We start from the raw sequence: 23,757 nt of genomic DNA, 5'->3' as shown, positions 1-23,757 counted from the left end.
TAACAACAAAGACGCCAAAGAGGACAAACGCCACCGGCATCACGCGGATGCCGGCGGCGTTCGCAAGTAAGACGCTGGAAATCAGTTCCCTTCGAGGAACGACTTCAGCTTGTCAGAACGGCTCGGGTGACGCAGCTTGCGCAGCGCCTTGGCCTCGATCTGACGGATCCGCTCGCGGGTGACGTCGAACTGCTTGCCGACTTCCTCGAGCGTGTGATCGGTGCTCATCTCGATACCGAAACGCATCCGCAACACCTTCGCCTCACGCGGCGTCAGCGAATCGAGCACGTCCTTCACGACGTCGCGCATGCTTGCATGCAGCGCGGCATCCGCCGGCGCGACCGTGTTGTTGTCCTCGATGAAGTCGCCGAGATGGGAATCGTCGTCGTCGCCGATCGGCGTTTCCATCGAGATCGGCTCCTTCGCGATCTTCATGATCTTGCGGATCTTGTCTTCCGGCATCTCCATCTTCTCGGCGAGCGTTGCCGGATCCGGCTCGAGACCGGTTTCCTGCAGGATCTGCCGCGAGATGCGGTTCATCTTGTTGATCGTTTCGATCATGTGAACCGGAATACGGATCGTGCGCGCCTGGTCCGCGATCGAACGCGTGATGGCCTGGCGGATCCACCACGTCGCGTAGGTCGAGAACTTGTAGCCGCGACGGTATTCGAACTTGTCCACCGCCTTCATCAGGCCAATGTTGCCTTCCTGGATCAGGTCGAGGAATTGCAGGCCGCGGTTCGTGTACTTCTTCGCGATCGAGATCACGAGACGCAGGTTCGCCTCGGTCATTTCACGCTTCGCCTGACGCGCCTTCAGTTCGCCGGCCGCCATCTGGCGGTTGGTTTCCTTCAGATCCTTCAGCGGCAGCACGACGCGCGCCTGCAGATCGATCAGACGCTGCTGCTGTTCGCGGATCGCCGGAACGTTACGCGAAAGGACCGCGCTGTACGGATGGCCTTCGGCCGTGATCTTCTCGGCCCAGTCGAGATCCGTCTCGCTGCCCGGGAAGCGCGCGATGAATTCCGAACGCGGCATGCCGCACTTGTCGACGACGATGTGCAGGATCTGACGCTCGACCTGACGCACTTCGTCCACTTGCGCACGCAGCGTGTCGCACAGACGCTCGACGGTACGCGCGGTGAAGCGGATCGTCATCAGTTCGGTCTGGATCGTTTCCTGCGCCTTCAGGTAGGACTTCGACTTGTAGCCTTCCTTCTCGAACGCGCGGCGCATCTTGTCGAACCACTCGCTGATCTGCGAGAACTTGTCGAGCGATGCACGCTTGAGGGCTTCGAGTTGAGCGGCGTTGGCCGACGCCTGAGCGGCACCGTCATCCTCCTCCTCTTCCTCTTCTTCCTCTTCCTCTTCGGCTTCCTCGTCCTCGTTCTCGATGGCTTCGGCTTCCTTCGCGGAGAAACCGTCCGTATCGGCGGAGTCCGAAGCATTCGGATCGAGCAGGCCGTCGACGAGTTCGTCGACGCGGATCTCTTCGTTCGCGACGCGCTCGGCCATCGCGAGGATGTCGGCGATCGTCGTCGGGCACGCGGAAATCGCCATCACCATGTGGCGCAGGCCGTCCTCGATCCGCTTCGCGATCTCGATTTCGCCTTCGCGCGTGAGCAGCTCGACCGTGCCCATCTCGCGCATGTACATCCGGACCGGATCGGTCGTGCGACCGAATTCCGAATCGACGGTCGACAGCGCGACTTCCGCTTCTTCCTCGACTTCATCGTCCGACGACGCGGCCGGCGCGTTGTCGTTCAGGAGCAGCGTTTCCGCGTCCGGAGCCTGCTCGTAAACCGCCACGCCCATGTCGTTGAACGTGCCGATGATGCCTTCGAGGGCTTCAGTTTCGGTGAAGTTGTCCGGCAGGTGGTCGTTGATTTCGGCATACGTGAGGAAGCCGCGCTCCTTGCCGAGCTTGATCAGCGCGCGCAGCTTCACGCGGCGCTCTTCGAGCTCCTCGGCCGTGCCGGGCGTGCTCGTCGCGAACGCTTCCTTCAGCAGCGCCTTTTCCTTGGCGCGACGATCGCGCACCTTGGATTTGCCCGGGGCAGCCGCGGCTGCGGGCTGCTCGTCGCTCTGATTTGCGTCGTCATCGACGGATACTTCGTTCAGCTTTTTGGTCATGGAGTTCGCCGTACCGGCTATATCGACTCGCGGCTGCTGGACGACAGCCGGTTGAACCGTGGGTGCATGAGTAGTACGTACTGCCGTTTCGTCCGCGGCGGCAGTCGTGTCCCTTGCGCTTTTCGCACTTGCCCGCTTCGCCGCCGGCTTGGCCGGCCCGGAGTCGGGTCTGGCGGCAGCCCGTGTTCTGGCTGCCGGCGCCGGCGCAGCCTGAGCAGTGCCGGCCGCGGTTTTCTTTCCCGCAGGGGCTGACGTGGCTGAAGACGTTGTCCTGGTGGAAGAAGCAGACTTGGCCGCTGTGACCTTCGTGGTCGGCTCCGTCGAGCCCTTGCCTGTTGCTTTCTTTCCGCCTGTCGTCTTTGCCATCGCGATTCTCGCCTCTGCTTGGAAAACAAACCGCTGGAAACCTTATATTATAGCACGCTGGGGCGCCCTCTCTTGGCGCCCCGGCCGCCTACAGCCCGAGCCGACGCTTCATGTCGGTTCGCTGCTGGTTCAATTCCGTCAATTCCGCCAGTTCCTCGGGTGTGAAGGTGGATTGCCGCGCAAGCCGGTCGAGCCGGTCGCAGCAGGCGTCATAGCGCATCTTGAGCACCGCGGCCTGCAGCTCCTCCCCCGCGATCCGTTCCTGTTCACGCTGCCGCTCGGGCACCGTCTCGTCTTCCGGATTCTGTAACAGCAAATCGCGGACGTTTTCATCATAGTCCAGAATTTCGCGGAAGATTTCCTCGTAAGTCGCGCCGTTCGAGGACGTCCGCAGAACATCCGACAGCAGCCGGAACTCCGCGCCGTCGCCCAGCGCACGCGCATGCTCGACGACTTCGGCGAACAGCTCGCCGATCCGCGGCAGCGCGCGCAGGGTCGCAAGCTGTTCGTCGTCGAGCTGCGACGCGATCCGCGGATGCATCACGAGCGTACGCAACGCGCGCTTTTCGCTGTCGGTCACACGCCGCCGTTCGCTGCGCGCGGGCGCCTGGCGCGCCGGTGCCGCGATGCGCGCATCGACGTCCGACAGCCCCGCGACTTCCTCGAACGGGATATCGAGCCGGTCGGCGAACATGTGCATGATCTGCGCGCGCAACGCGTTCGCCGGCAGCGCCTGCAGCAGCGGCTTCGCGTCGAACAGCGCCTTCGCTCGACCTTCCGGCTGATCGAGCGCCTTGCCGGCAATTGCTTCGTTCAACAGAAATTGTGACAGCGGCATCGCGCGCTCGACCTGCTCGGAAAACGCTTCCGCGCCGAATTCGCGTACGTAGCTGTCCGGATCGTGCTCGGACGGCAGGAAAAGGAATCGGATCGTCCGGTTGTCCGCCGCATGCGGCAGGCACGCCTCGAGCGCGCGGCGCGCCGCACGCCGGCCGGCCGAGTCGCCGTCGAAGCTGAAAATGACCGTGTCGGTCTGGCGCAGCAACTTCTGCACGTGAATCGGCGTGCATGCCGTGCCGAGCGTCGCGACCGCGTTCGGGAAGCCGAGCTGCGCGAGCGCGACGACGTCCATGTAGCCTTCGACAACCAGCACGTACTTGCGCTCGCGGATCGCGAGACGCGCCTCGAACAGCCCGTACAGCTCACTGCCCTTGTTGAACAGCGGCGTTTCGGGCGAATTCAGATACTTCGGCTCGCCGCTGCCGAGCACGCGGCCGCCGAACCCGATCACCTGCCCCTTCACGTTGCGGATCGGGAACATGATTCGCTCGCGGAACCGGTCGTAGCGGCGCGCGACGCCCTGTGCATCGGTTTTCTCGCTGACGATCACGAGGCCCGATTCGACGAGCGAGTCGTCGCGGTAGTCCGGGAACGCGGTTTCGAGGTTTTGCCAGCCGTCCGGCGCATAACCGAGCCCGAAGCGCGCGGCGATCTCGCCGGTCAGGCCCCGGTTCTTCAGATACTGGATCGCGACCGTCGCGCCGCGCAACTGCTTGCGGTAGTAGTCGCACGCGGCGGACATCACGTCGGACAGCGCGGTCGCGACCGATTTCGACACGGGCGCCGGATAGTCGCCGCCACCTGCACCGCCCCCGCCACCCCCGCGCATCGACGGTTCGTGCGGCACGGTCAGCCCGACCGATTGCGCAAGCTCCTGCACGGCTTCCGGGAACGTGAGCCCCGCATGTTCCATCAGGAAACCGATCGCCGTGCCGTGCGCGCCGCAGCCGAAGCAATGATAGAACTGCTTGGTCGGGCTGACGGTAAACGACGGGCTCTTCTCGTTGTGGAACGGGCACAACCCCATGAAGTTGGCGCCGCCCTTCTTGAGCTGCACGTACCGGCCCACCACGTCGACGATATCGACGCGGTTCAGCAAATCCTGCAGGAACGAATGCGGAATCACCGTGGGATCGAGCGAAAAAAAGACAATACGACGCCCCGGCGCACGCGAATGCAGTGCGCCGGGAAGCGGGTTTTACTTCGACAGCGCGGCCTTGACCTGCGCGGAAACGGCCGTCATGTCGGCGCGGCCGGCGAGCTTGCCCTTCAGCACGCCCATCACCTTGCCCATGTCCTGCGGGCCAGCCGCGCCCGTTGCCGCGACCGCGGCCTGGACTTCGGCAGCCACTTCGGCGTCCGACAGCTGCGCGGGCATGTATGCGCCCAGCACGGTCAGTTCGGCCTGTTCCTTCGCGACGAGATCGTCGCGGCCGGCGGCTTCGAACTGGCTGATCGAGTCCTTGCGCTGCTTGATCATCTTGTCGATCACCGCGGTGATGCCCGCGTCGTCGAGGGTGACCCGATCGTCGACCTCGCGCTGCTTGATCGCGGCCATCAGCAGGCGAATCGTCGCCAGACGCTCGCTTTCCTTCGCGCGCATCGCGGCCTTCATGTCTTCGCTGATCTGCTCTTTCAAACTCATCTTGCACCCGGGATGGAAACGTGACTTCGACACCCGCGAACGGGCGTCAACACAAAAACCCGCTTGGGACTAAGTCTCAAGCGGGTTGCTCGAATCCGGCATCGGCGACTCGCGGCCCCGGATCGAGGCCGATCGTGCGGAGGTCGCCGGTGCGCCGCTCAGTGAATCGTGCGGCGCTCAATCGTTCAGTACAGCTTCTTCGGCAGCGTCTGGCTGCGGATTCGCTTGTAATGACGCTTCACCGCGGCAGCCTTCTTGCGCTTGCGCTCGGCGGTCGGCTTCTCGTAGAACTCCCGCGCACGAAGCTCGGTCAGCAGACCGTTCTTCTCGATCGTGCGCTTGAAGCGGCGCATGGCGACTTCGAACGGCTCGTTTTCTTTAACGCGAATGATCGTCATGATCCGACACGAATAAAGGTTTGCAGGGAAGATTTACGAGTATAGCAGAGCGTCAGGCAAAGACATAAGGGCCGGGTCCCGTCAATGGCGGGCCCGCGCAGCCGTGTCAGGCGCCCCGCGCAAACTCCGCCGCCGCCTGCCCGGCCGCCGTGCCGGATGCCCACGCCCACTGGAAGTTGTAGCCGCCGAGCCAGCCCGTCACGTCCACCGCCTCGCCGACGAAGAACAGCCCCGGCACCCGCGCGCTCATCATCGTCGCCGACGACAGTTCGCGCGTATCGACGCCGCCCTTCGTCACTTCGGCCTTCTTGTAGCCCTCGGTGCCGTTAGGCGTCAGCGTCCAGCCGGACAGCGCTTCGCCGATCTGTCGCAGTGTCTTGTCGGGCAGGTCCGCGAGCCGCGCATCGGCCGCGACACGGTGCGTGTCGAGCCAGACGTGAGCGAGGCGCGACGGCACCCAGTCCGCGAGCAGCGAGCCGATCTGGCGCTTCGACGTGCGCTTCGCGTCGAGCAGGTCGGCCACCGCGTCGCGCTGCGGCAGCAGGTCGATGCGGATCGGATCGCCGGACTGCCAGTAGCTGGAAATCTGCAGGATGCCGGGGCCCGACAGGCCTCGATGGGTCAGCAACAGGTCCTCGACGAATTCGCCGCCGCGCTTCTTGTCGCCGGTCGACACGCGCACTTCGAGCGACACGCCGGACAGCGCCGCGAACGGCTCCCAGTCCTGCTGCGCGAAGGTGAGCGGCACGAGCGCGGGCCGCGTATCGACGAGCTTGTGGCCGAACTGCTTCGCGAGCCGGTAGCCGAAGTCGGTCGCACCGATCTTCGGGATCGACAGGCCGCCGGTGGCAACGATCAGCGCGCGTGCGCGGATCGGCCCCGCCTGCTGCGTGTCGAGCGTGAAGCCATCGGCCGACGCGTGGCGCACCGCGTCGACGACCACCGGCCGGCGCCAGGCAATGCCGCCCGCGTCGCATTCGTGCTTCAGCATGTCGATGACCGCGTCGCTGCCGTGATCGCAAAAGAGCTGCCCCTTGTGCTTTTCGTGCCAGGTGACGTGATGGCGCTTGAGCAGCCCGAGGAAGTCGCGCGGCGTGTAGCGTGCAAGCGCCGAGCGCGCGAAATGCGGATTCGACGACAGGTAATTGTCGGGGCCCGCGTAGAGATTCGTGAAGTTGCAGCGGCCGCCGCCCGAGATGCGGATTTTCTCGGCGAGCCGCGGCGCGTGGTCGATCAGCACCACGCGGCGGCCGAGTTGCCCGGCGACCGCGGCGCTCATCATCCCGGCGGCGCCCGCGCCGATCACGGCGATATCATAAGTTTCCATGGCGCGGATTGTACCTGCCCGGCCGCGCACCCGGGCCGCACCCCAGCGGCGGCAGGCCCTCGCCTGCTATAATTTGCGGTTACGTTTACCTTCCTGCGGCGCGCTCGACGCAGCTCGCCCCGCCTCTACCATGCTCGTTCTCGGCATCGAAAGCTCCTGCGACGAAACCGGCCTCGCGCTCTACGACACGCAGCGCGGCCTGCTCGCGCACGCGCTTCATTCGCAGATCGCGATGCACCGCGAATACGGCGGCGTCGTGCCCGAGCTCGCATCGCGCGACCACATCCGCCGCGCGCTGCCGCTGCTGGAGGAAGTCATGGCGCAAAGCGGCACGCACCGCGAGGACATCGACGCGATCGCATTCACGCAAGGCCCCGGCCTCGCCGGCGCGCTGCTGGTCGGCGCGAGTATCGCGAACGCGCTCGCGCTGGCATGGAACAAGCCGACCGTCGGCATCCATCACCTCGAAGGCCATCTGCTGTCCCCGCTGCTCGTCGACGAGCCGCCGCCGTTTCCGTTCATCGCGCTGCTGGTGTCGGGCGGCCACACGCAGCTGATGCGCGTGACCGATGTCGGCGTGTACGAGACGCTCGGCGAGACGCTCGACGACGCGGCCGGCGAAGCCTTCGACAAAACGGCGAAGCTGATCGGCCTCGGCTACCCGGGCGGCCCGGAAGTGTCGAAGCTTGCGGAAACGGGCACGCCGGGCGCCGTCGTGCTGCCGCGCCCGATGCTCCATTCGGGCGATCTCGACTTCAGCTTCAGCGGCCTGAAGACGGCCGTGCTCACGCAGATGAAGAAGTTCGAGGCGGCAAAACTCGAAGGCGAAGCGCTCGAACGCGCGAAGGCCGATCTCGCGCGCGGCTTCGTCGACGCGGCCGTCGACGTGCTCGTCGCGAAGTCGCTCGCTGCACTCAAGAAGACGAAGCTCAAGCGCCTCGTCGTCGCGGGCGGCGTCGGCGCGAACCGCCAGTTGCGCGCGGCGCTGTCGGCCGCCGCGGCCAAGCGCGGCTTCGACGTGCACTATCCGGATCTCGCACTCTGCACCGACAACGGCGCGATGATCGCGCTCGCCGGCGCGTTGCGGCTCGGCCGCTGGCCCGAGCAGGCGAACGCCGACTACGCGTTCACGGTGAAACCGCGCTGGGATCTCGCGTCGCTCGCACGCTGATTCGCACGACGCACCGGCACGTTTCGGAATACGCCAGCCAAAACACAAAGGCCGCTCGATCGAGCGGCCTTTTCCGTTGCAGCGGCACAACGTTACGCGGCGTGCCGCTTGTCGCGCTCGATCAGCGCATACGCGCTGTGATTGTGGATCGACTCGAAGTTCTCGGCTTCGAGCACGTAGGCGACCACGCGCTCGTCCGCATCGAGACGCTGCGCGACGTCGCGCACCAGATCCTCGACGAACTTCGGGTTTTCGTACGCACGCTCCGTGACGAACTTCTCGTCCGGACGCTTCAGCAAGCCCCACAGTTCGCACGACGCCTCTTCTTCCGCGATGCGGATCAGCGCCTCGACCGGCAGGTCGGCCGCGAGCTCGGCGTCGATCGTCACGTGCGAGCGCTGGTTGTGCGCGCCGTACTGCGAAATCTTCTTCGAGCACGGGCACAGGCTCGTCACCGGCACGAGCACCTTCAGGAACAGGCGCGCTTCGCCGTTGCGGCTTTCGCCCGCGAGCGTCACTTCATAGTCGAGCAGGCTCTGCACGCCCGACACCGGCGCCGTCTTGTTCACGAAGTACGGGAACGTGACCTCGATGCGGCCGGCCTCGGCTTCCAGCTTCTCGAGCATCGACGCGAGCATCGCGCGGAAGCGCTCGGCGGTCAGCGGCGCGCGATTCTCCTCGAGCAGCGCGACGAAGCGCGACATGTGCGTGCCCTTCTGATCGGCAGGCAGGCGCACGTCGAGATTCCAGACGCCGACGGTCGGCTGCACGTCGCCGCTCTCGGTGCACACCGTCAACGGATGCCGGACCGCCTTCACGCCCACGCGCTGAATCGGAATCTGGCGGGTATCCACCGTGCTCTGCACGTCGGGCATCACGAAGGCGGGATTCATCTGGTTCATCTTGTTCAATCCTTGTAAGCCGCGCGTCCGACGACGCGCACGCCGCGTCATGCGGCAGCCGGAAAAGCAACATGGGCCCGCAGGCCCATGTTTTCCGCATCAATGTAGACCGGTTGCGCCAGTCGCACCGACGCCGCCCGCAGGCGGCGCCAGCTTATGCGACGCGCTTCGCCTGACCGGCGACATCGGCCGCCGGGCTCAGGAAGCGTTCGCGAATCGACTTCGCGATGCCCGCGCCGTCGAGGCCGCATTGCGACAGCAGCTTCGCGGGATCGCCGTGATCGATGAACTGGTCAGGGAGGCCCAATTGTATTACGGGTCGGATAACCCCACTGTCCATCAGGGCTTCGACGCAGGCCGAGCCCGCACCGCCCATCACGCAGCCTTCCTCGACCGTGACGAGGTAGTCGTGCGTCTCGGCGAGTTCACGCACGAGCGCCGCATCGACGGGCTTCACGAAGCGCATGTTCGCGACCGTTGCATCGAGTTCCTCGCCCGCCACGAGCGACGGCGCAACCATCGTGCCGAACGCGAGAATCGCGACGCGCTTGCCTTCCGGCTGCGACGTGCGGCGACGCACTTCGCCCTTGCCGAGCGGGATTTCGGTGAATTCCTTCACCGTCGCCACGCCCGTGCCCGCGCCGCGCGGATAGCGCACCGCGGTCGGGTTCGGCTGCTGAAGCGCCGTGTGCAGCATCTGGCGGCACTCGTTCTCGTCGGACGCTGCCATGATCGTCATGTTCGGAATGCAGCGCATGAACGCGAGATCGTACGCGCCCGCGTGCGTCGCACCGTCCGCGCCGACGAGGCCCGCGCGGTCGATCGCGAACACGACCGGCAGGTTCTGCAGCGCGACGTCGTGGATCAACTGATCGTACGCACGCTGCAGGAACGTCGAGTAGATCGCGACGACGGGCTTCAGCCCTTCGGTCGCGAGGCCGCCCGCGAACGTCACCGCGTGCTGCTCGGCGATGCCGACGTCGTAATAGCGATCCTTGAAGCGCTTCTCGAACTCGACCATGCCCGAGCCTTCGCGCATCGCGGGCGTGATGCCGACGACGCGCGAATCGCGCTCGGCTTCATCGCACAGCCATTCGCCGAACACCTGCGTGTACGTCTTCTTCGCGGGCGTGGTCGACGGCTTGATGCCTTCTGCCGGGTTGAACTTGCCGGGGCCGTGGTAGAGCACGGGATCGGCTTCGGCGAGCTTGTAGCCCTGGCCTTTCTTCGTCACCACGTGCAGGAATTGCGGGCCGCGCAATTCGCGGATGTTCTGCAGCGTCGGGATCAGCGAATCGAGATCGTGACCGTCGATCGGGCCGATGTAGTTGAAGCCGAACTCTTCGAACAACGTGGCCGGCACGACCATGCCCTTCGCGTGCTCCTCGAGCTTGCGCGCGAGTTCGAGCACCGGCGGCGCGACGCTCAGCACGCGCTCGACGCCCGCGCGCGCGGCCGCGTAAAAGCGGCCCGACATCAGGCGGGCGAGATGGCGGTTCAGCGCGCCGACCGGCGGCGAAATCGACATGTCGTTGTCGTTGAGGATCACGAGCAGCTTCGCATCCTCCGACACGCCCGCGTTGTTCATCGCCTCGAACGCCATGCCGGCCGTCATCGCGCCGTCGCCGATCACCGCGATCGAGAAGCGGTCGTCGCCGTTCAGCTGGCTGCCGATCGCCATCCCGAGCGCCGCCGAGATCGACGTGCTCGAGTGCGCGGTGCCGAACGTGTCGTATTCGGACTCGCTGCGGCGCGGGAAACCCGAGATGCCGTCGTACTGGCGCAGCGAATGCATCTGGTCGCGGCGGCCCGTCAGGATCTTGTGCGGGTAGGTCTGATGACCCACGTCCCAGACGATCCGGTCGTTCGGCGTGTTGAACACGTAGTGCAACGCGATCGTCAGCTCGACCGTCCCGAGGTTGGACGACAGATGGCCGCCCGTCTTCGACACGCTGTCGAGCACGAACGCGCGCAGTTCATCCGCGAGCGGTTGGAGTTGGCGACGATCGAGGCGGCGCAGATCCGCCGGGTCGTCGATGGTTTTCAGCAAGTCGTACATCGTCGTTCCATTGTAGGAAATCAAACGCGCCCGCATTCTATTGCACGCACCGTAGCGTGTGCGCAGCGGCGGGCTTCGCGTCAGCTGACCCGGTTCACCACCAGGTCGGCAAGTTCGGCGAGACGCTGTGCGCGTGCGCCGAACGGTTTCAGCGCATCGTGCGCTTCGGCGCGCAGCTGGGCCGCGAGCTCACGCGATGCGTCGAGGCCGAGGATCGATACGTACGTCGGCTTGTCGTTCGCCGCATCCTTGCCGGCCGTCTTGCCGAGCGTCGCCGAATCGGTCGTGACGTCGAGAATGTCGTCGACGACCTGGAAGGCCAGACCCACGGCTCCCGCGTAAACGTCGAGCGCGGCCATCGCTTCCGCCGACGGCGTCTCGCCTGCCAGCGCGCCCATCCGCACGGCGGCACGCAGCAGCGCGCCCGTCTTCATCCGGTGCATCGTCTCGAGCTGTTCGCGCGTCAGCTTGAGGCCGACGCTCGCCAGGTCGATCGCTTGGCCGCCGGCCATGCCGATCGAGCCGCTCGCCAGCGCCAGCTCGCGCACGAGCGCAGCCTGCTGCACCGGAGTCAGTGCCGCGGCGTCGGTCAGCGCGACGAATGCCTGCGACTGCAGCGCATCGCCGACCAGCAGCGCCGTCGGCTCGTCGTACTGCACGTGCACGGTCGGCTTGCCGCGTCGCAGCGCGTCGTCGTCCATACACGGCATGTCGTCGTGCACGAGCGAGTAAACGTGGATCATCTCCAGCGCCGCCGCCGCTGCGTTGCGCGCCGCTTCGGTCGCGCCGGTCAGTTCGCCTGCTGCATGGCACAGCAGCGGGCGAACGCGCTTGCCACCGCCGAGGACCGCGTAGCGCATCGCTTCGTGAAGTTGCGTGGGCACTACATTATCAGCCGGCAAATAGTGGCCGAGTGCGTCCTCGACACGGTCGAGCACGGACCGCATCCATTGTTCGAATGTCATAGATCGTCGTCTTCGCCGTCCGTGGCGGCCGTTCCGGACGAAAGCGGCTTCAGCGTCGCGCCGTCGAGCACGCGAACCTGCTGCTCCACTTTCTCGAGCTGCTGTTGGCAAAACGCAACGAGGGTCGCACCGCGGCGATACGCCGCCAGTGAATCCTCGAGGCTCAACGCGCCGCCTTCCATCCGGGCAACCAGCGTCTCGAGTTCCGCGAGCGCCATCTCATAATTGTCCGGCAACGGTTCGGTGCCATTGCCGGGCGGCGTGGCGCCTGGGGATGCGGTTTTCGCCATGGACGAGGGTGTCAAATTTCAAAACAAGTCGGACATTCTACGGCAAAAGAGAATTCTCCGATCTGCCGACGTGGGCAGCCCGGCACATCTTCCGGCCCCATCTTCGACACACGGGGTGCGCACTCGGATTGCCTGCCGACAAAAAATTGACACAAATCAGGCACTTAATCCTAGCCTTGCGAGGCGAACCGGGTATAATTCCGCGTTTCCCTAAATCGATTTTTCGATGGTTGGGTTGTTCACTGCTTTCACGCTAACACCGGGAGTGGGAATGTCCAATCTGAGCGATGCGCTTCAGTTGAAGTCGGCTCACAGCCAGCTTCCAGTCACTGCATATTTCGATGAGGCGCTCCTTGAGCGCGAGATCGAAACCCTCTTCAAGAAAGGACCTCGTTACGTCGGGCACGAATTGATGGTGCCCGAGGCGGGGGATTATTTTGCGCTGCCGTCCGAGAAGGAAGGCCGCGTGCTGGTCCGCAACCCGGCGAACCAGATCGAACTGCTGTCGAACGTGTGCCGCCACCGGCAGGCGATCATGCTGAACGGGCGCGGCCACACACAGAACATCGTGTGTCCGCTGCACCGCTGGACATACGATCTGGAAGGCCAGCTGCTCGGCGCGCCGCACTTCCCCGACAAGCCGTGCCTGAACCTCGGCAAGAGCCCGCTGCAGAACTGGCAGGGGTTGCTGTTCGAGGCCGAAGGCCGCAACGTCGCGCGCGATCTCGCGAACCTCGGCACGAAGCATCACTTCGACTTCTCCGAGTATCACTTCGATCACGTCGAAGTGCACGAGTGCGACTACAACTGGAAGACGTTCATCGAGGTCTACCTCGAGGATTATCACGTCGTTCCGTTCCACCCGGGCCTCGGCAGCTTCGTGTCGTGCGACGATCTCAAATGGGAGTTCGGCGACTGGTACAGCGTGCAGACGGTCGGCGTGCACAACGCCCTCGCGAAACCGGGCAGCGCGACCTACCAGAAGTGGCACGAACAGGTGCTCAAGTTCCGCAACGGCGTGCCGCCGGAGTTCGGCGCGATCTGGATGGTCTACTACCCGGGCCTGATGATCGAGTGGTATCCGCACGTGCTCGTCGTGTCGTGGCTGATTCCGCGCGGCCCGCAGAAGACGACCAACATCGTCGAGTTCTATTACCCCGAGGAAATCGCACTGTTCGAGCGCGAGTTCGTCGAGGCCGAGCGCGCCGCCTATATGGAGACGGCCGTCGAGGACGACGAAATCGCGATGCGGATGGACGCAGGCCGCCGCGCACTGATGGCGCGCGGCGAATCGCAGGTGGGTCCGTACCAGAGCCCGATGGAAGACGGCATGCAGCACTTCCACGAGTTCCTGCGCCGCCACCTCGGCGACATCTGACCGCGCGCGGCGCGCCGGCGCCGCATGGCATTCGGCATATGAAAAGACGGGTTTCGGCCCGTCTTTTTTTGTTTAGACTTGGAGTATCAGGCCGTTTGCACTCCAGGGAGCCGTCATGCCACATACCCACTACACCACGCTCATCTCCGCAGCCAATCTCGCCGAGCGGCTGGCCGCGGCACCGGGCAGCGTCGCCGTGTTCGACTGCCGCTTCGACCTCGTCGATCCGGGCGCAGGCGAAGCCGCCTATGCGACCGGCCATATTCCCGGCGCGCAGTATCTCCATCTCGACCGCGACCTGTCCGGCCGCAAGACCGGCACCAACGGCCGCCATCCGCTGCCGACCCGCGACGCATTCGCGACGCTGATCGCCAGCCGCGGCGTCAAGCAGGGCCAGCAGGTCATCGCCTATGACGCACAAGGTGGCGCCTATGCGGCGCGGCTATGGTGGCTGCTGCGCTGGCTCGGGCACGATTCCGTCGCGGTGCTCGACGGCGGCCTGCAGGCATGGGAAGCGGCCGGCCAGCCGCTGACCGCCGACGTGCCGCACCCGGCCGCCGGCGACTTCCGCGCAACGACCCCGCTCGAATCGACGGTCGATGCGGCGGCCGTGCTCGCGAACGTGACGTCGGCCAAGCGCGTCGTGATCGATGCGCGTGCACCGGATCGCTATCGCGGCGAAAACGAAACGATCGATCGTGTCGGCGGCCACATTCCCGGCGCACGCAACCGGTTCTTCAAGGACAACCTGGCCGCCGACGGCCGCTTCAAGACCGGTCATGAGCTGCGCGAGACGTTCACCACGCTGCTCGCCGGCACCGAACCAAACAGCGTGATTCTGCAATGCGGGTCCGGCGTGACCGCATGCCACAACGCGCTCGCGCTCGAAATCGCGGGGTTGCATGGCGCGTCGTTGTATCCGGGCTCGTGGAGCGAATGGAGCGCCGATTCGTCGCGACCGATCGCGACCGGCCCGAACCCATAAGCATCTGCGTGGCGCGACGACAAGGCGGCGGCATCCGCCGCCGCTTCTTCGCTTACATCACGCCGTACTTGTGGAACCACTCAATCGCGCGCTTCCAGCCGTCCTCGGCATCGCCCTTCACGTAACTCGGCCGATAATCGGCGAAGAACGCGTGACCCGCATCCGGATACACGACGATCTCCGATTGGCGCGCGAGCTTCGAGTCGCTCGTCTGGATCGCCTTGCGCATGTCCGCGAGCGATGCCTGCGTGATGTTCGTGTCCTTCTCGCCGTACAGCCCGAGCACGGGCACCTTCAGCAACGACGCATGATCGACCGGATTGAACGGCGTCATCTCGTCGGTCGTGCCCTCGACGAACCCGTACCATGCGACAGCCGCACGCACGTGCGGATTGTGCTCCGCGTACAGCCACGCCTGGCGGCCGCCCCAGCAGAACCCCGTCACGCCGAGACGCGACAGGTCGCCGCCGTTCTTGCCGGCCCATGCGACGGTCGCATCGAGATCCTCGGTGACCTGCCGGTCGGGCACCTTGCTGATGATGTTGTCGAACAGTTCCTTCATCGTCGGATACTTCGATGCATTGCCCTGACGCGCGAACAGGTCGGGCGCGATCGCCAGATAGCCGAGCTTCGCGAAGCGACGGCAGACGTCGGCGATATGCGCATGCACGCCGAAGATCTCGTGGATCACGATGACGACCGGCAGGTTCGTCTTGTCGACCGGCTGCGCGCGATACGCAGGGATGCTCGCGTCGCCCGAGCGGATCTCGATGGTGTCGACGTCCAGCCCGCTGCTGTCGGTCGTGATGGTCTGCGCCGACACGGGCAGCACAGCCGCCGCGAAGGTGCCGCCCAGCGCGGCCTGCATGAACTTGCGGCGCGAGAACGGAACGTGGGGAACCAGGCTGTCGACTTCGGGTTTCAACATGAATGCACTCCTCGATTGGGCGCCGCCGTCACGGCCAGGGACTCGACCCGGCACCACGCCGGCGGACGGCGCGGATGTCGCGGCGGTGGCACCCCGCCGCAAGCGGAAACCCGGACAAGATGCCCAATAATCCGTTGTCGCGTCAACTGTCAGATGTGTAAGACTCGATTACGACGATGCAATGCCGTAGCACCCGACGGTATCGATAACCGCGGCAACCCGGCCCGGCAAGTCCATGCGCGGCACGATGCGGCGAGCGCCGGCGCGCGCGAATCCGCGGTCAACCGCACCTGAAACGACAACGGGCAGGAATCCCTGCCCGTCGGTGCACGAACCGCGCGGTCAGTGCAGCTTGACGCGCGGCAGCGTCGTGCGGCGTAGCCAGTGCGCGAACGTATCGAGCACCATGCGCGGATAGCCGTGCAGCGCCGCGATGTGCAGACGATACAGCGACATATACATGAAGCGTGCGAACAGCCCTTCGATCAGCATGTTGCCGCCGATCAGCCCGCCCATCAGGTTGCCGACTGCGCTGAAGTGACCGAGCGACACGAGCGAACCGAAATCGCGATACGTGAACTCGGGCAACTGACGTCCGTCGAGCCGGCAGCCGATCGCCTTCAGCAGAAAGCTCGCCTGCTGGTGCGCGGCCTGCGCGCGCGGCGGCACGTTGCGCTCGTTGCCGGGCCATACGCATGCCGCGCAATCGCCGAGTGCGAAGACGTTGTCGTCGGTGAAGGTCTGCAGTGTGCGGCGCACGTCGAGCTGGCCGAGCTTGTTGACCTGCAGGCCGTCAAGATTCGACAGCACGGACGGTGCCTTGATGCCGGCCGCCCAGACCGTGAGATCCGCGCGCACCGACTTGCCGCTCGCCGTATGCACGAAACCCGGCGCGACCTCGGTCACGCGCTCGGCAAGCATCAAACGCACGCCGAGCTTTTCCAGCAGTTCGGCCGTTGCGGTCGAGACGCGCTCCTGCAGCGCAGGCAGAATCCGCGGCCCCGATTCGATCAGCACGATGCCGACGTCGTGCTGCGGGTCGAGCTTGTGCAGCCCATAGACGGACAGCACCTGCGCGGTGTTGCGCAGTTCAGCGGACAGCTCGACGCCCGTCGCGCCGCCGCCGACGATCACCACCTGGATGCGCGGCTCGTCCGCCGCTCCCGGCGCGGGCTGCGCCGGCGCCTGGTGCTCGGCGCGCATGCACGCGGCGATCAGGCGCTTGCGGAAGCGCTCGGCCTCGCCGACCGTATCGAGCGCAATCGCGTTTTCAGCCGCGCCCTGCACGCCGAAGAAATGCGTCGTGCTGCCGATCGCGATCACGAGCGTGTCGTATTCCAGGTCGCGCGCAGGCAGCAGTTCCGCGCCGTCGCTGTCGTTGACGGGCGACAGCGTGATGCGCTTCGCCGCACGATCGAGCGCGGTCAGTTCGCCCTGCTGAAACTCGAAGCCATGCCAGCGTGCCTGGGCTGCGTATTCGAGTTCCTGCGTGAACGGGTCCATGCTGCCGGCCGCGACCTCGTGCAGCAATGGCTTCCAGATGTGGGTCGGATTGCGGTCGACGAGCGTGACGAGCGCACGCGCGGGACGATTGCCGCGCGCGCCGTAACGGTCGCCGAGCCGCGTCGCCAGTTCCAGGCCGCCCGCGCCTCCGCCTACGATGATGATCCGATGCATCCGATTCCCCCTTTGCGATTCGAAACTGCTGCCGCCGGACGATGCAGACGCGATGCGTTCGCGCCGCCCGTTGGATTAACCGGTTCGGACATCATCGATGTGCAGTTCGAAACACTTCGATGCGCCGACGCCGGAACGCGGGGCACGCTGCCCCCGCGACAATGACCTGACTGACATGCATTGTCCGGGAGCTTGCGCGTTGACCACAAGCAAACCATCTCGATATTCAGCATCCCTGCAACAATATGCCGCGGGACGCGGGAATCACGCGGGGGTGCGTCAGTGTGCCTCTTCCCAGTTCGCGCCGGCACCCACTTCAGCGACCAGCGGCACCTTCAGCTTCGCCACACCGCACATCATTTCCGGCAGTTTCTCGCGCACGAGCGACAGTTCGTCGTCGGGCACCTCGAGCACCAGTTCGTCGTGCACCTGCATGATCATCCGCGATGCGAGCTGGTCGCGCGTGAGCCAGTCGTCCACCGCGATCATCGACAGCTTGATCAGGTCGGCCGCCGTGCCCTGCATCGGTGCATTGATGGCCGCACGTTCAGCGGCCTGGCGGCGCGGGCCGTTGCCGCCGTTGATCTCCGGCAGCCACAGGCGGCGGCCGAAAACGGTTTCGACGTAGCCCTTTTCCTTCGCTGCCGCGCGCGTGTCCTCCATGTACTGCGCGACGCCCGGGTAGCGCGCGAAATAGCGGTCGATATACAGCTTCGCCGCATCGCGCGTGATGCCGAGGTTCGACGCGAGGCCGAACGCGCTCATCCCGTAGATCAGCCCGAAGTTGATCACCTTCGCGATCCGGCGCTGATCGGAGTTGACCTCCAGCGGCGTCACGCCGAACACCTCGGCGGCCGTTGCGCGGTGGATGTCCTCGCCCTGCGAGAACGCACGCAGCAGTGACGCGTCGCCGGAAATGTGCGCCATGATCCGCAGTTCGATCTGCGAATAGTCGGCCGACACGATGCAGTGACCCGGCGACGCGATGAACGCTTCGCGGATCCGCCGGCCCTCGGCCGTGCGCACCGGAATGTTCTGAAGATTGGGATCGTTCGACGCGAGGCGGCCCGTGACCGCGACGGCCTGCGCATAGTTCGTGTGCACGCGGCCCGTTGCGGGATTCACCATGCGCGGCAGCTTGTCGGTGTAGGTCGACTTCAGCTTCGACAGCCCGCGATGCTCGAGCAGCAGCTTCGGCAGCGGGTAATCCTCAGCCAGCTTCTGCAGCACTTCTTCGTCGGTCGACGGAGCGCCGCTCGGCGTCTTCTTCACGACCGGCAACTGCAGCTTCTCGAAGAAGATCTGCCCGATCTGCTTCGGCGAGCCGAGATTGAATTCGCCGCCGGCCAGTTCGTACGCTTGGCCCTCGAGTTCGATGAGCCGCGTCGCGATCTCGCTGCTTTGCGCCTGCAGGCGTGCGTCGTCGATCAGCACGCCGGTGCGCTCCATCTTGCGCAGCACGAGCGACACCGGCATCTCGATCTCGCGATACACGCGCTCGAGGCCCGGTTCGCGCGCAACTTGCGGATACAGCGCGTGATGAAGCTGCAGCGTGATGTCCGCATCTTCGGCTGCGTACGCCGCGGCCTGCTCGAGCGCCACTTCGTCGAAGCCGATCTGCTTCGCGCCCTTGCCGGCCACGTCTTCATACTTGATCGTCTTGACGCCCAGATGGCGCAGCGCGAGGCTGTCCATGTCGTGCGTGCGGTGCGATTCGAGCACGTACGATTCGAGCAGCGTGTCGTGCTCGATGCCATTCAGCGCGATGTCGTAGTTCGCGAGCACCTGCGCGTCGTACTTCAGATGCTGGCCCACCTTCTTGCGGTCGGCCGATTCGAGCCACGGCTTCAGGCGCGCGAGCACGTCGTCGATCGGCAACTGCTCGGGCAGGTCGGGGCCGCGGTGCGCGACCGGAAGATACGCGGCCTTGCCCGGCTCGACCGAGAACGACAGGCCGACGAGCCGCGCGGTCATCGGATCGAGCGAGGTGGTTTCGGTATCGAATGCGGTCAGTGCGGCCGCATCGATCTTCGCGAACCATGCGTCGAATTGTTCCCAGGTCTGGATCGTGTCGTATTCGCGGACGATGTCCGCCGCGACCACTTGCGCCGGCTCGCCTTCCGGCGCATCGGCGCCGCCGCCTTCGGCGGGCGCGCTGTCGACTTCGCGCAGCCACGTCTTGAAGCCGTAGCGCGCGAAGATGTCGCGCAGGAGGTCGCGTGCTTCGCCGTCGCTCTTCAGCGACGCTTCGATCGATTCGAGATGCGGTGCGAGATCGCAGGCCGTGTCGACGGTCACGAGCTTGCGGCCGAGCGGCAGGAAGTCGAGCGCGCGGCGCAGGTTGTCGCCGACCACGCCCTTGATCTCGCCCGCGTGTTCAATCACGCCGTCGAGGCTGTCGTATTGCGACAGCCATTTCACGGCCGTCTTCGGCCCGCACTTCTCGACGCCGGGCACGTTGTCGACGGTGTCGCCAATCAGCGCGAGGTAGTCGATGATCCGCTCGGGCGGCACGCCGAACTTCTCGATCACGCCGCCGCGATCGAGCGTCTCGTTGGTCATCGTGTTGACGAGCGTGACGTGATCGGTGACGAGCTGCGCGAGGTCCTTGTCGCCGGTCGACACGATCACGTTCATCCCGTGCCGCTCGGCTTCCCGCGCGAGCGTGCCGATCACGTCGTCGGCCTCGACGCCCTCGACCATCAGCAGCGGCCAGCCGAGCGCACGCACCGCGCCGTGAATCGGCTCGACCTGCAGTGCAAGATCGGGCGGCATCGACGGACGGTTTGCCTTATAGTCGGCATAAAGGTCGTCGCGGAACGTCTTGCCCTTTGCATCGAACACGCAAGCGCTATACTCTGCACTGACTTCCTTGCGCATACGGCGCAGCATGTTGATGATTCCGTAGAGCGCTCCGGTCGGCTCCCCGCCAGGGCCACGCAAATCAGGCATCGCATGGTAAGCCCGATACAGATAGCTCGAACCGTCAACCAATAGCAGGGTCTTACCTTCCAGATTTCGTTCTTCAGGCATTATGAACAAGAGAAAAGTGATTCCGAGTCTGCGTTCGCTCGCAGATCAAGAACGCGCGACGGCCAAGAAGGCGCGCGCATCGTGGCAGATGTTCACGATTATGGCAGAGTTTATCGAGGCGACCGAGTACCTGTCGGAGATCCGCCCGGCCGTCAGCATCTACGGTTCTGCCCGTCTCAAACCGGACACGCCGCACTACAAGCTGGCCGTGCAGATCGCGCGCAAGCTGTCCGACGCCGGCTTCGCGGTGATCTCCGGCGGCGGCCCCGGCATCATGGAAGCCGCGAACAAGGGTGCGCACGCCGGCAAGGCGCCGTCGGTCGGCCTGAACATCGAGTTGCCGCACGAGCAGGCGGGCAACCACTACCAGGACATCTCGCTGCGCTTCCGCCACTTCTTCACGCGCAAGGTCACGTTCGTGAAGAACTCCGACGCGGTGATCGTGATGCCGGGCGGCTTCGGCACGCTCGACGAGTTGTCCGAGGTGCTCACGCTGATCCAGACGAAGAAGTCGCGCCTCGTGCCGATCATTCTCGTGGGTAGCACGTTCTGGCAGGGGCTGCTGCAGTGGTTCCGCGACCAGCTGATTCCGATGGGCCTCATCAATCCGGAAGACATGAATCTGATGCAGGTGATCGACGATCCCGACCAGGTGCTCGACGCCGTGCTCGCGTTCTACGAGGACAGCGGCGAGGAAGAAGGTGCGGACGGCGAAGACCATCCGCCGCGGCCCGAAGAAGACCGCATGTTCTATCTGTAATTCGATCGGTGCGATGGCCTGCCTCACGGCCGGCATCCCGTCTCACGCGCGGCAGGCACGGCAATTCCGCCACCTGCCGCGCGTCATTTTGTAACGCCGTGTTAATCCCGCCGTGCAGCCGGGCGCCGCCGAATGTCAAATCCGGGCAGCCTGCATCGCGCAATGCGATCAACGCTTCCCATGCCCGGCCCGCCATTGTCAAATCGTGCAGCCCGTCATCGATCCGGCAAGCGTGCCTGACGTCAATCCACCGTAACAAACCCGTCTCGCCTTTTTCGCGCCGCGCCTGCACACTGCATCTCGTCGGCGTGGCGTCCCCCCGGTGGAACGATCCCCCTCGCGTCCATCGCGTCGCGCCGGCCTTTGACAACGACATCACGGAAAACAACATGAAACGCTCACTGATCGCCCTCGCCTTCGCCGGCCTCGGTCTTTCGCTGTCCGGCCTCGCCCATGCCGTCAACGTCGACGTCAACATCGGCACGCCCGCGCCGGTCGTCGTCGCGCCCGCGCCTGTCGTGGTCGCACCGGCGCCCGCGGTCGTGATCGGCTGGCACGGCGATCGCTACTGGGACGGCCGCCGCTACTGGGAGCGTCGTGAGTGGGAAGATCATGAGCGCCATCGCGGTCACGGCGGCTACCATTGCCCGCCGGGACACGCGAAGAAGGGCGAGTGCTGAGCGTCTAGGTGCGGGGCCGATCGGGCCCGCGCACTGCAGGACAAAGAACAAGGCCGCACGTGAACGAAAGTTCGCGTGCGGCCTTTGTCGTTACGCCCGCGGCTTGCGCGGCGTTCACCTCACTGAAACGCCACTTCCGCGAAGCTCCGCAGCTTGCGGCTATGAAGCTTGTCGAGCCCGTTCGTGCGCAGAATCTCCATCGCCTTCACGCCGATCTGCAGATGCTGGTCGACCTGGCCGCGATAGAACGTGTCGGCCATGCCCGGCAGCTTCAGCTCGCCGTGCAGCGGCTTGTCCGATACGCACAGCAGCGTGCCGTACGGCACGCGGAAACGGAAACCGTTGGCGGCGATCGTCGCGCTTTCCATGTCGAGCGCGATCGCGCGGCTCTGCGACAGCCGCTGCACGGGCTCGCGGTGATCGCGCAGTTCCCAGTTGCGGTTGTCGACGCTCGCGACCGTGCCCGTGCGCATCACGCGCTTCAGTTCGGCTCCCTCCAGACGCGTGACCTCGGCCACGCCGCGCTCGAGTGCGAGCTGCACTTCGGCGAGCGCCGGGATCGGCACCCACAGCGGCAGGTCCGCATCCAGCACGTGATCCTCGCGCACGTAACCGTGCGCGAGCACGTAGTCGCCGAGGCGCTGCGTGTTGCGCAGGCCCGCGCAGTGGCCGAGCATCACCCAGGCATGCGGACGCAGCACCGCGATGTGATCGGTGATCGTCTTCGCGTTCGACGGACCGACACCGATGTTGACCATCGTGATCCCGCTGCCGTCCGCGCGCTTCAAGTGATACGCGGGCATCTGCGGCAGCCGCGGCGGCGCGGCGCCCTCGGCCGGCTCGCTGCCGAGGTTCGCGTTGTACGTGATGACGTCGCCCGGCTCGACGAACGAACTGTACTGGCTGCGGTACGCGCGCACGTCCGGATCGGTGCTTTCCGTCATCATCGCGCGGCCGAGCTTCACGAACTCGTCGATGTAGAACTGATAGTTCGTGTAGAGCACGTAATTCTGGAAGTGCGTGGGCGACGTCGCCGTGTAGTGACGCAGCCGGTGCAGCGAGAAGTCGACGCGCGCGGCGGTGAACAGCGCGAGCGGATGCGGCTCGCCGGGTGCCGGCTCGAACGTGCCGTTGACGATGCGGTCGTCGAGGTACGACAGGTCGGGTGTGTCGAAGATGTCGCGCATCGCGAGCAGGCGGTCGCGATCGAGCTCGCCTTCGAGGTGGATGCCTTCGGGAAACGCGAAGTGAACCGGAATCGGCTGCGACGACACGCCGATCTCGATCTTCACATGGTGGTTCTTCGACAGCAGGCGCAGTTGCTCGCGATAGTAGTTCGCGAACAGGTCGGGACGCGTGACGGTCGTCTCGAACACGCCGGGGCCCGCGACGAAACCGTATGAACGGCGCGAATCGACGTGCGTGTTGACGTCGGTGCGAATCCGCACGAACGGATAGCACGCGCGCACGTGCTCGGTGATCGATTCATGGCGGCGATAACGCGCGAAGGCGTCGCGCAGGAAACCCGTATTGGTGTCGTAGATGGCCGACAGCCGCGCGACGGCGGCAACGGAATCGTCGAATGCTTCGACGGGCGGGCTCTCGGGCGTCAGCACCCGATGCCGGCGGCTCAAATCGTTCTTCATTTTCATCACCTCGTCTGATCGAACGACATTACCACGGAACCCGGTCACGCTCATGGCCGCCCGCTTGCACGCCGCTTGCACGCGAGGGCCGGGCCGCGCGCAGTATTTGCTAAAATCGGAAGGTTCACTGGAGACTCATCATGAAGCCGCTCATTCTCGTCGCCGCTGCCGCCGTGCTCGCTGGCACGTTTGCCGCCGCCGGCGGCACGCCCGACGCCGACGCGCAGGCCCGGGCCGAGGCCAACGAAGCCGCCGGCCTGCCCGATCTCCGCAAGATCAACCGGCCGGGCGCCGAAGTCACGTCGAAAGTCGACTTCGCCGACATTCGCCGCACGCCGAGCTTCCATGAAAAGAGCAAGAACGGCACCGAGGTCACCGAGTATCGCGATCGCGGCAAGCCGGTCGAGATCGACGTGAAGTCGAACTTCGGCACGCGCTACCAGATGAGCTCGACGCTCGACACGTCGCCGAAGCCGCACGACGCGGGCGTCCCGATCACGCGCCTGCCGTCGGTGAACCTCCGCTACTGATTTCCCCCCGCGCCGCGTCGGTCCCGACGCGGCGCGCCGGCTTT

Annotated in this window: 19 protein-coding genes; 6 read left to right on the top strand and 13 right to left on the bottom strand. The window is 65.3% G+C overall.

All coding sequences use genetic code 11. The annotated features are described in order from the left end of the window. Positions 1-81: 81 nt before the first annotated feature. The 5 genes from rpoD to WS46_RS05650 all read right to left on the bottom strand — a co-directional run bounded on the left by rpoD (position 82) and on the right by WS46_RS05650 (position 6,709). Positions 82-2,499 carry an RNA polymerase sigma factor RpoD gene (rpoD, locus tag WS46_RS05670; protein ID WP_082721897.1) on the bottom strand — a complete coding sequence of 806 codons (2,418 nt, stop codon included), beginning with the start codon at positions 2,497-2,499 and terminating at the stop codon, positions 82-84. Between the two features lie 88 nt (positions 2,500-2,587). Further along, a complete protein-coding gene (gene dnaG / locus WS46_RS05665; protein WP_059689632.1) occupies positions 2,588-4,465 on the bottom strand; it encodes a DNA primase in 1,878 nt (625 codons plus the stop codon). Positions 4,466-4,537: 72 nt separating this feature from the next. Beyond that, the gene (locus WS46_RS05660; protein WP_059524656.1) at positions 4,538-4,984 is read right to left on the bottom strand and encodes a GatB/YqeY domain-containing protein; all 447 of its coding nucleotides are present in this window, start codon (positions 4,982-4,984) and stop codon (positions 4,538-4,540) included. A gap of 185 nt (positions 4,985-5,169) precedes the next feature. Continuing rightward, entirely contained in the window at positions 5,170-5,382 is a 213-nt protein-coding gene (gene rpsU, locus WS46_RS05655) for a 30S ribosomal protein S21 (RefSeq protein WP_006479415.1), read from the bottom strand. A gap of 106 nt (positions 5,383-5,488) precedes the next feature. Next, positions 5,489-6,709: an NAD(P)/FAD-dependent oxidoreductase gene (locus WS46_RS05650; protein WP_059689630.1), complete on the bottom strand. Its 1,221-nt coding sequence runs from the start codon at positions 6,707-6,709 to the stop codon at positions 5,489-5,491. A 130-nt stretch (positions 6,710-6,839) separates the two neighbouring features. On the opposite strand from WS46_RS05650, the gene tsaD reads away from it, so the two are divergent. After that, positions 6,840-7,880, top strand: a complete 1,041-nt coding sequence (tsaD, locus tag WS46_RS05645) for a tRNA (adenosine(37)-N6)-threonylcarbamoyltransferase complex transferase subunit TsaD (protein ID WP_059531475.1) — start codon at positions 6,840-6,842, stop codon at positions 7,878-7,880. 92 nt (positions 7,881-7,972) lie between these two features. Here the strand turns inward: tsaD and folE2 are convergent, their stop codons facing one another. From folE2 to WS46_RS05625, 4 genes are all read right to left on the bottom strand, one after another. Then, on the bottom strand, positions 7,973-8,782 hold the full coding sequence (gene folE2, locus WS46_RS05640; RefSeq protein WP_059690186.1) for a GTP cyclohydrolase FolE2: 810 nt from the start codon (positions 8,780-8,782) through the stop codon (positions 7,973-7,975). Positions 8,783-8,936: 154 nt separating this feature from the next. Beyond that, positions 8,937-10,841: a 1-deoxy-D-xylulose-5-phosphate synthase gene (gene dxs, locus WS46_RS05635; RefSeq protein WP_059531480.1), complete on the bottom strand. Its 1,905-nt coding sequence runs from the start codon at positions 10,839-10,841 to the stop codon at positions 8,937-8,939. A gap of 80 nt (positions 10,842-10,921) precedes the next feature. Next, complete coding sequence (locus WS46_RS05630) at positions 10,922-11,806, bottom strand: polyprenyl synthetase family protein (protein WP_059531483.1); 885 nt, start codon at positions 11,804-11,806, stop codon at positions 10,922-10,924. Continuing rightward, entirely contained in the window at positions 11,803-12,096 is a 294-nt protein-coding gene (locus tag WS46_RS05625) for an exodeoxyribonuclease VII small subunit (RefSeq protein ID WP_006479428.1), read from the bottom strand. The genes WS46_RS05630 and WS46_RS05625 overlap by 4 nt, the downstream gene beginning before the upstream one ends. A gap of 271 nt (positions 12,097-12,367) precedes the next feature. Here WS46_RS05625 and WS46_RS05620 point away from each other — a divergent pair, with 271 nt between their 5' ends. Continuing rightward, complete coding sequence (locus WS46_RS05620) at positions 12,368-13,474, top strand: aromatic ring-hydroxylating dioxygenase subunit alpha (RefSeq protein WP_059689628.1); 1,107 nt, start codon at positions 12,368-12,370, stop codon at positions 13,472-13,474. 115 nt (positions 13,475-13,589) lie between these two features. After that, on the top strand, positions 13,590-14,459 hold the full coding sequence (locus tag WS46_RS05615; RefSeq protein ID WP_059689625.1) for a sulfurtransferase: 870 nt from the start codon (positions 13,590-13,592) through the stop codon (positions 14,457-14,459). Between the two features lie 52 nt (positions 14,460-14,511). On the opposite strand, the gene WS46_RS05610 is transcribed toward WS46_RS05615, so the two are convergent. The 3 genes from WS46_RS05610 to polA form a co-directional block, all read right to left on the bottom strand. Further along, the gene (locus WS46_RS05610) at positions 14,512-15,387 is read right to left on the bottom strand and encodes a dienelactone hydrolase family protein (RefSeq protein ID WP_059689622.1); all 876 of its coding nucleotides are present in this window, start codon (positions 15,385-15,387) and stop codon (positions 14,512-14,514) included. 342 nt (positions 15,388-15,729) lie between these two features. Beyond that, positions 15,730-17,064, bottom strand: coding sequence for an NAD(P)/FAD-dependent oxidoreductase (locus WS46_RS05605; protein WP_059531493.1), 1,335 nt, complete (start codon positions 17,062-17,064; stop codon positions 15,730-15,732). Positions 17,065-17,343: 279 nt separating this feature from the next. Further along, positions 17,344-20,097 carry a DNA polymerase I gene (polA, locus tag WS46_RS05600; protein ID WP_059689619.1) on the bottom strand — a complete coding sequence of 918 codons (2,754 nt, stop codon included), beginning with the start codon at positions 20,095-20,097 and terminating at the stop codon, positions 17,344-17,346. Between the two features lies 1 nt (position 20,098). Between polA and WS46_RS05595 the strand changes: the two genes are divergently transcribed. Both WS46_RS05595 and WS46_RS05590 read left to right on the top strand, forming a co-directional pair. Next, positions 20,099-20,857, top strand: a complete 759-nt coding sequence (locus tag WS46_RS05595; protein ID WP_059531499.1) for a TIGR00730 family Rossman fold protein — start codon at positions 20,099-20,101, stop codon at positions 20,855-20,857. A 389-nt stretch (positions 20,858-21,246) separates the two neighbouring features. Then, positions 21,247-21,537, top strand: a complete 291-nt coding sequence (locus WS46_RS05590) for a hypothetical protein (RefSeq protein ID WP_059531502.1) — start codon at positions 21,247-21,249, stop codon at positions 21,535-21,537. Positions 21,538-21,656: 119 nt separating this feature from the next. Here WS46_RS05590 and WS46_RS05585 read toward each other — a convergent pair whose 3' ends face one another. Continuing rightward, positions 21,657-23,183 (bottom strand): AMP nucleosidase, encoded by a 1,527-nt coding sequence (locus WS46_RS05585; protein ID WP_059690185.1) that lies wholly within the window; start codon positions 23,181-23,183, stop codon positions 21,657-21,659. 140 nt (positions 23,184-23,323) lie between these two features. Here WS46_RS05585 and WS46_RS05580 point away from each other — a divergent pair, with 140 nt between their 5' ends. Continuing rightward, positions 23,324-23,713: a hypothetical protein gene (locus tag WS46_RS05580; protein WP_059689617.1), complete on the top strand. Its 390-nt coding sequence runs from the start codon at positions 23,324-23,326 to the stop codon at positions 23,711-23,713. Positions 23,714-23,757: the final 44 nt, after the last annotated feature.

The organism is Burkholderia sp. RF4-BP95 (assembly GCF_001521985.1).
Classification (GTDB): domain Bacteria; phylum Pseudomonadota; class Gammaproteobacteria; order Burkholderiales; family Burkholderiaceae; genus Burkholderia; species Burkholderia diffusa.
Note: the sequence above shows the minus strand (reverse complement) of the source record. Positions and strands in the feature narration are given on the sequence as shown.

Excerpts from the sequence above, each read along its gene's own strand:
- folE2 (WP_059690186.1), bottom strand. The coding sequence starts at position 8,782 with ATGAACCAGATGAATCCCGCCTTCGTGATGCCCGACGTGCAGAGCACG.
- WS46_RS05580 (WP_059689617.1), top strand. The coding sequence starts at position 23,324 with ATGAAGCCGCTCATTCTCGTCGCCGCTGCCGCCGTGCTCGCTGGCACG.
- WS46_RS05585 (WP_059690185.1), bottom strand. The coding sequence starts at position 23,183 with ATGAAGAACGATTTGAGCCGCCGGCATCGGGTGCTGACGCCCGAGAGC.
- tsaD (WP_059531475.1), top strand. The coding sequence starts at position 6,840 with ATGCTCGTTCTCGGCATCGAAAGCTCCTGCGACGAAACCGGCCTCGCG.
- WS46_RS05630 (WP_059531483.1), bottom strand. The coding sequence starts at position 11,806 with ATGACATTCGAACAATGGATGCGGTCCGTGCTCGACCGTGTCGAGGAC.
- WS46_RS05650 (WP_059689630.1), bottom strand. The coding sequence starts at position 6,709 with ATGGAAACTTATGATATCGCCGTGATCGGCGCGGGCGCCGCCGGGATG.
- WS46_RS05660 (WP_059524656.1), bottom strand. The coding sequence starts at position 4,984 with ATGAGTTTGAAAGAGCAGATCAGCGAAGACATGAAGGCCGCGATGCGC.
- rpoD (WP_082721897.1), bottom strand. The coding sequence starts at position 2,499 with ATGGCAAAGACGACAGGCGGAAAGAAAGCAACAGGCAAGGGCTCGACG.
- polA (WP_059689619.1), bottom strand. The coding sequence starts at position 20,097 with ATGCCTGAAGAACGAAATCTGGAAGGTAAGACCCTGCTATTGGTTGAC.
- rpsU (WP_006479415.1), bottom strand. The coding sequence starts at position 5,382 with ATGACGATCATTCGCGTTAAAGAAAACGAGCCGTTCGAAGTCGCCATG.
- WS46_RS05595 (WP_059531499.1), top strand. The coding sequence starts at position 20,099 with ATGAACAAGAGAAAAGTGATTCCGAGTCTGCGTTCGCTCGCAGATCAA.
- WS46_RS05610 (WP_059689622.1), bottom strand. The coding sequence starts at position 15,387 with ATGTTGAAACCCGAAGTCGACAGCCTGGTTCCCCACGTTCCGTTCTCG.
- WS46_RS05590 (WP_059531502.1), top strand. The coding sequence starts at position 21,247 with ATGAAACGCTCACTGATCGCCCTCGCCTTCGCCGGCCTCGGTCTTTCG.
- dxs (WP_059531480.1), bottom strand. The coding sequence starts at position 10,841 with ATGTACGACTTGCTGAAAACCATCGACGACCCGGCGGATCTGCGCCGC.
- WS46_RS05605 (WP_059531493.1), bottom strand. The coding sequence starts at position 17,064 with ATGCATCGGATCATCATCGTAGGCGGAGGCGCGGGCGGCCTGGAACTG.
- WS46_RS05615 (WP_059689625.1), top strand. The coding sequence starts at position 13,590 with ATGCCACATACCCACTACACCACGCTCATCTCCGCAGCCAATCTCGCC.
- WS46_RS05625 (WP_006479428.1), bottom strand. The coding sequence starts at position 12,096 with ATGGCGAAAACCGCATCCCCAGGCGCCACGCCGCCCGGCAATGGCACC.
- WS46_RS05620 (WP_059689628.1), top strand. The coding sequence starts at position 12,368 with ATGTCCAATCTGAGCGATGCGCTTCAGTTGAAGTCGGCTCACAGCCAG.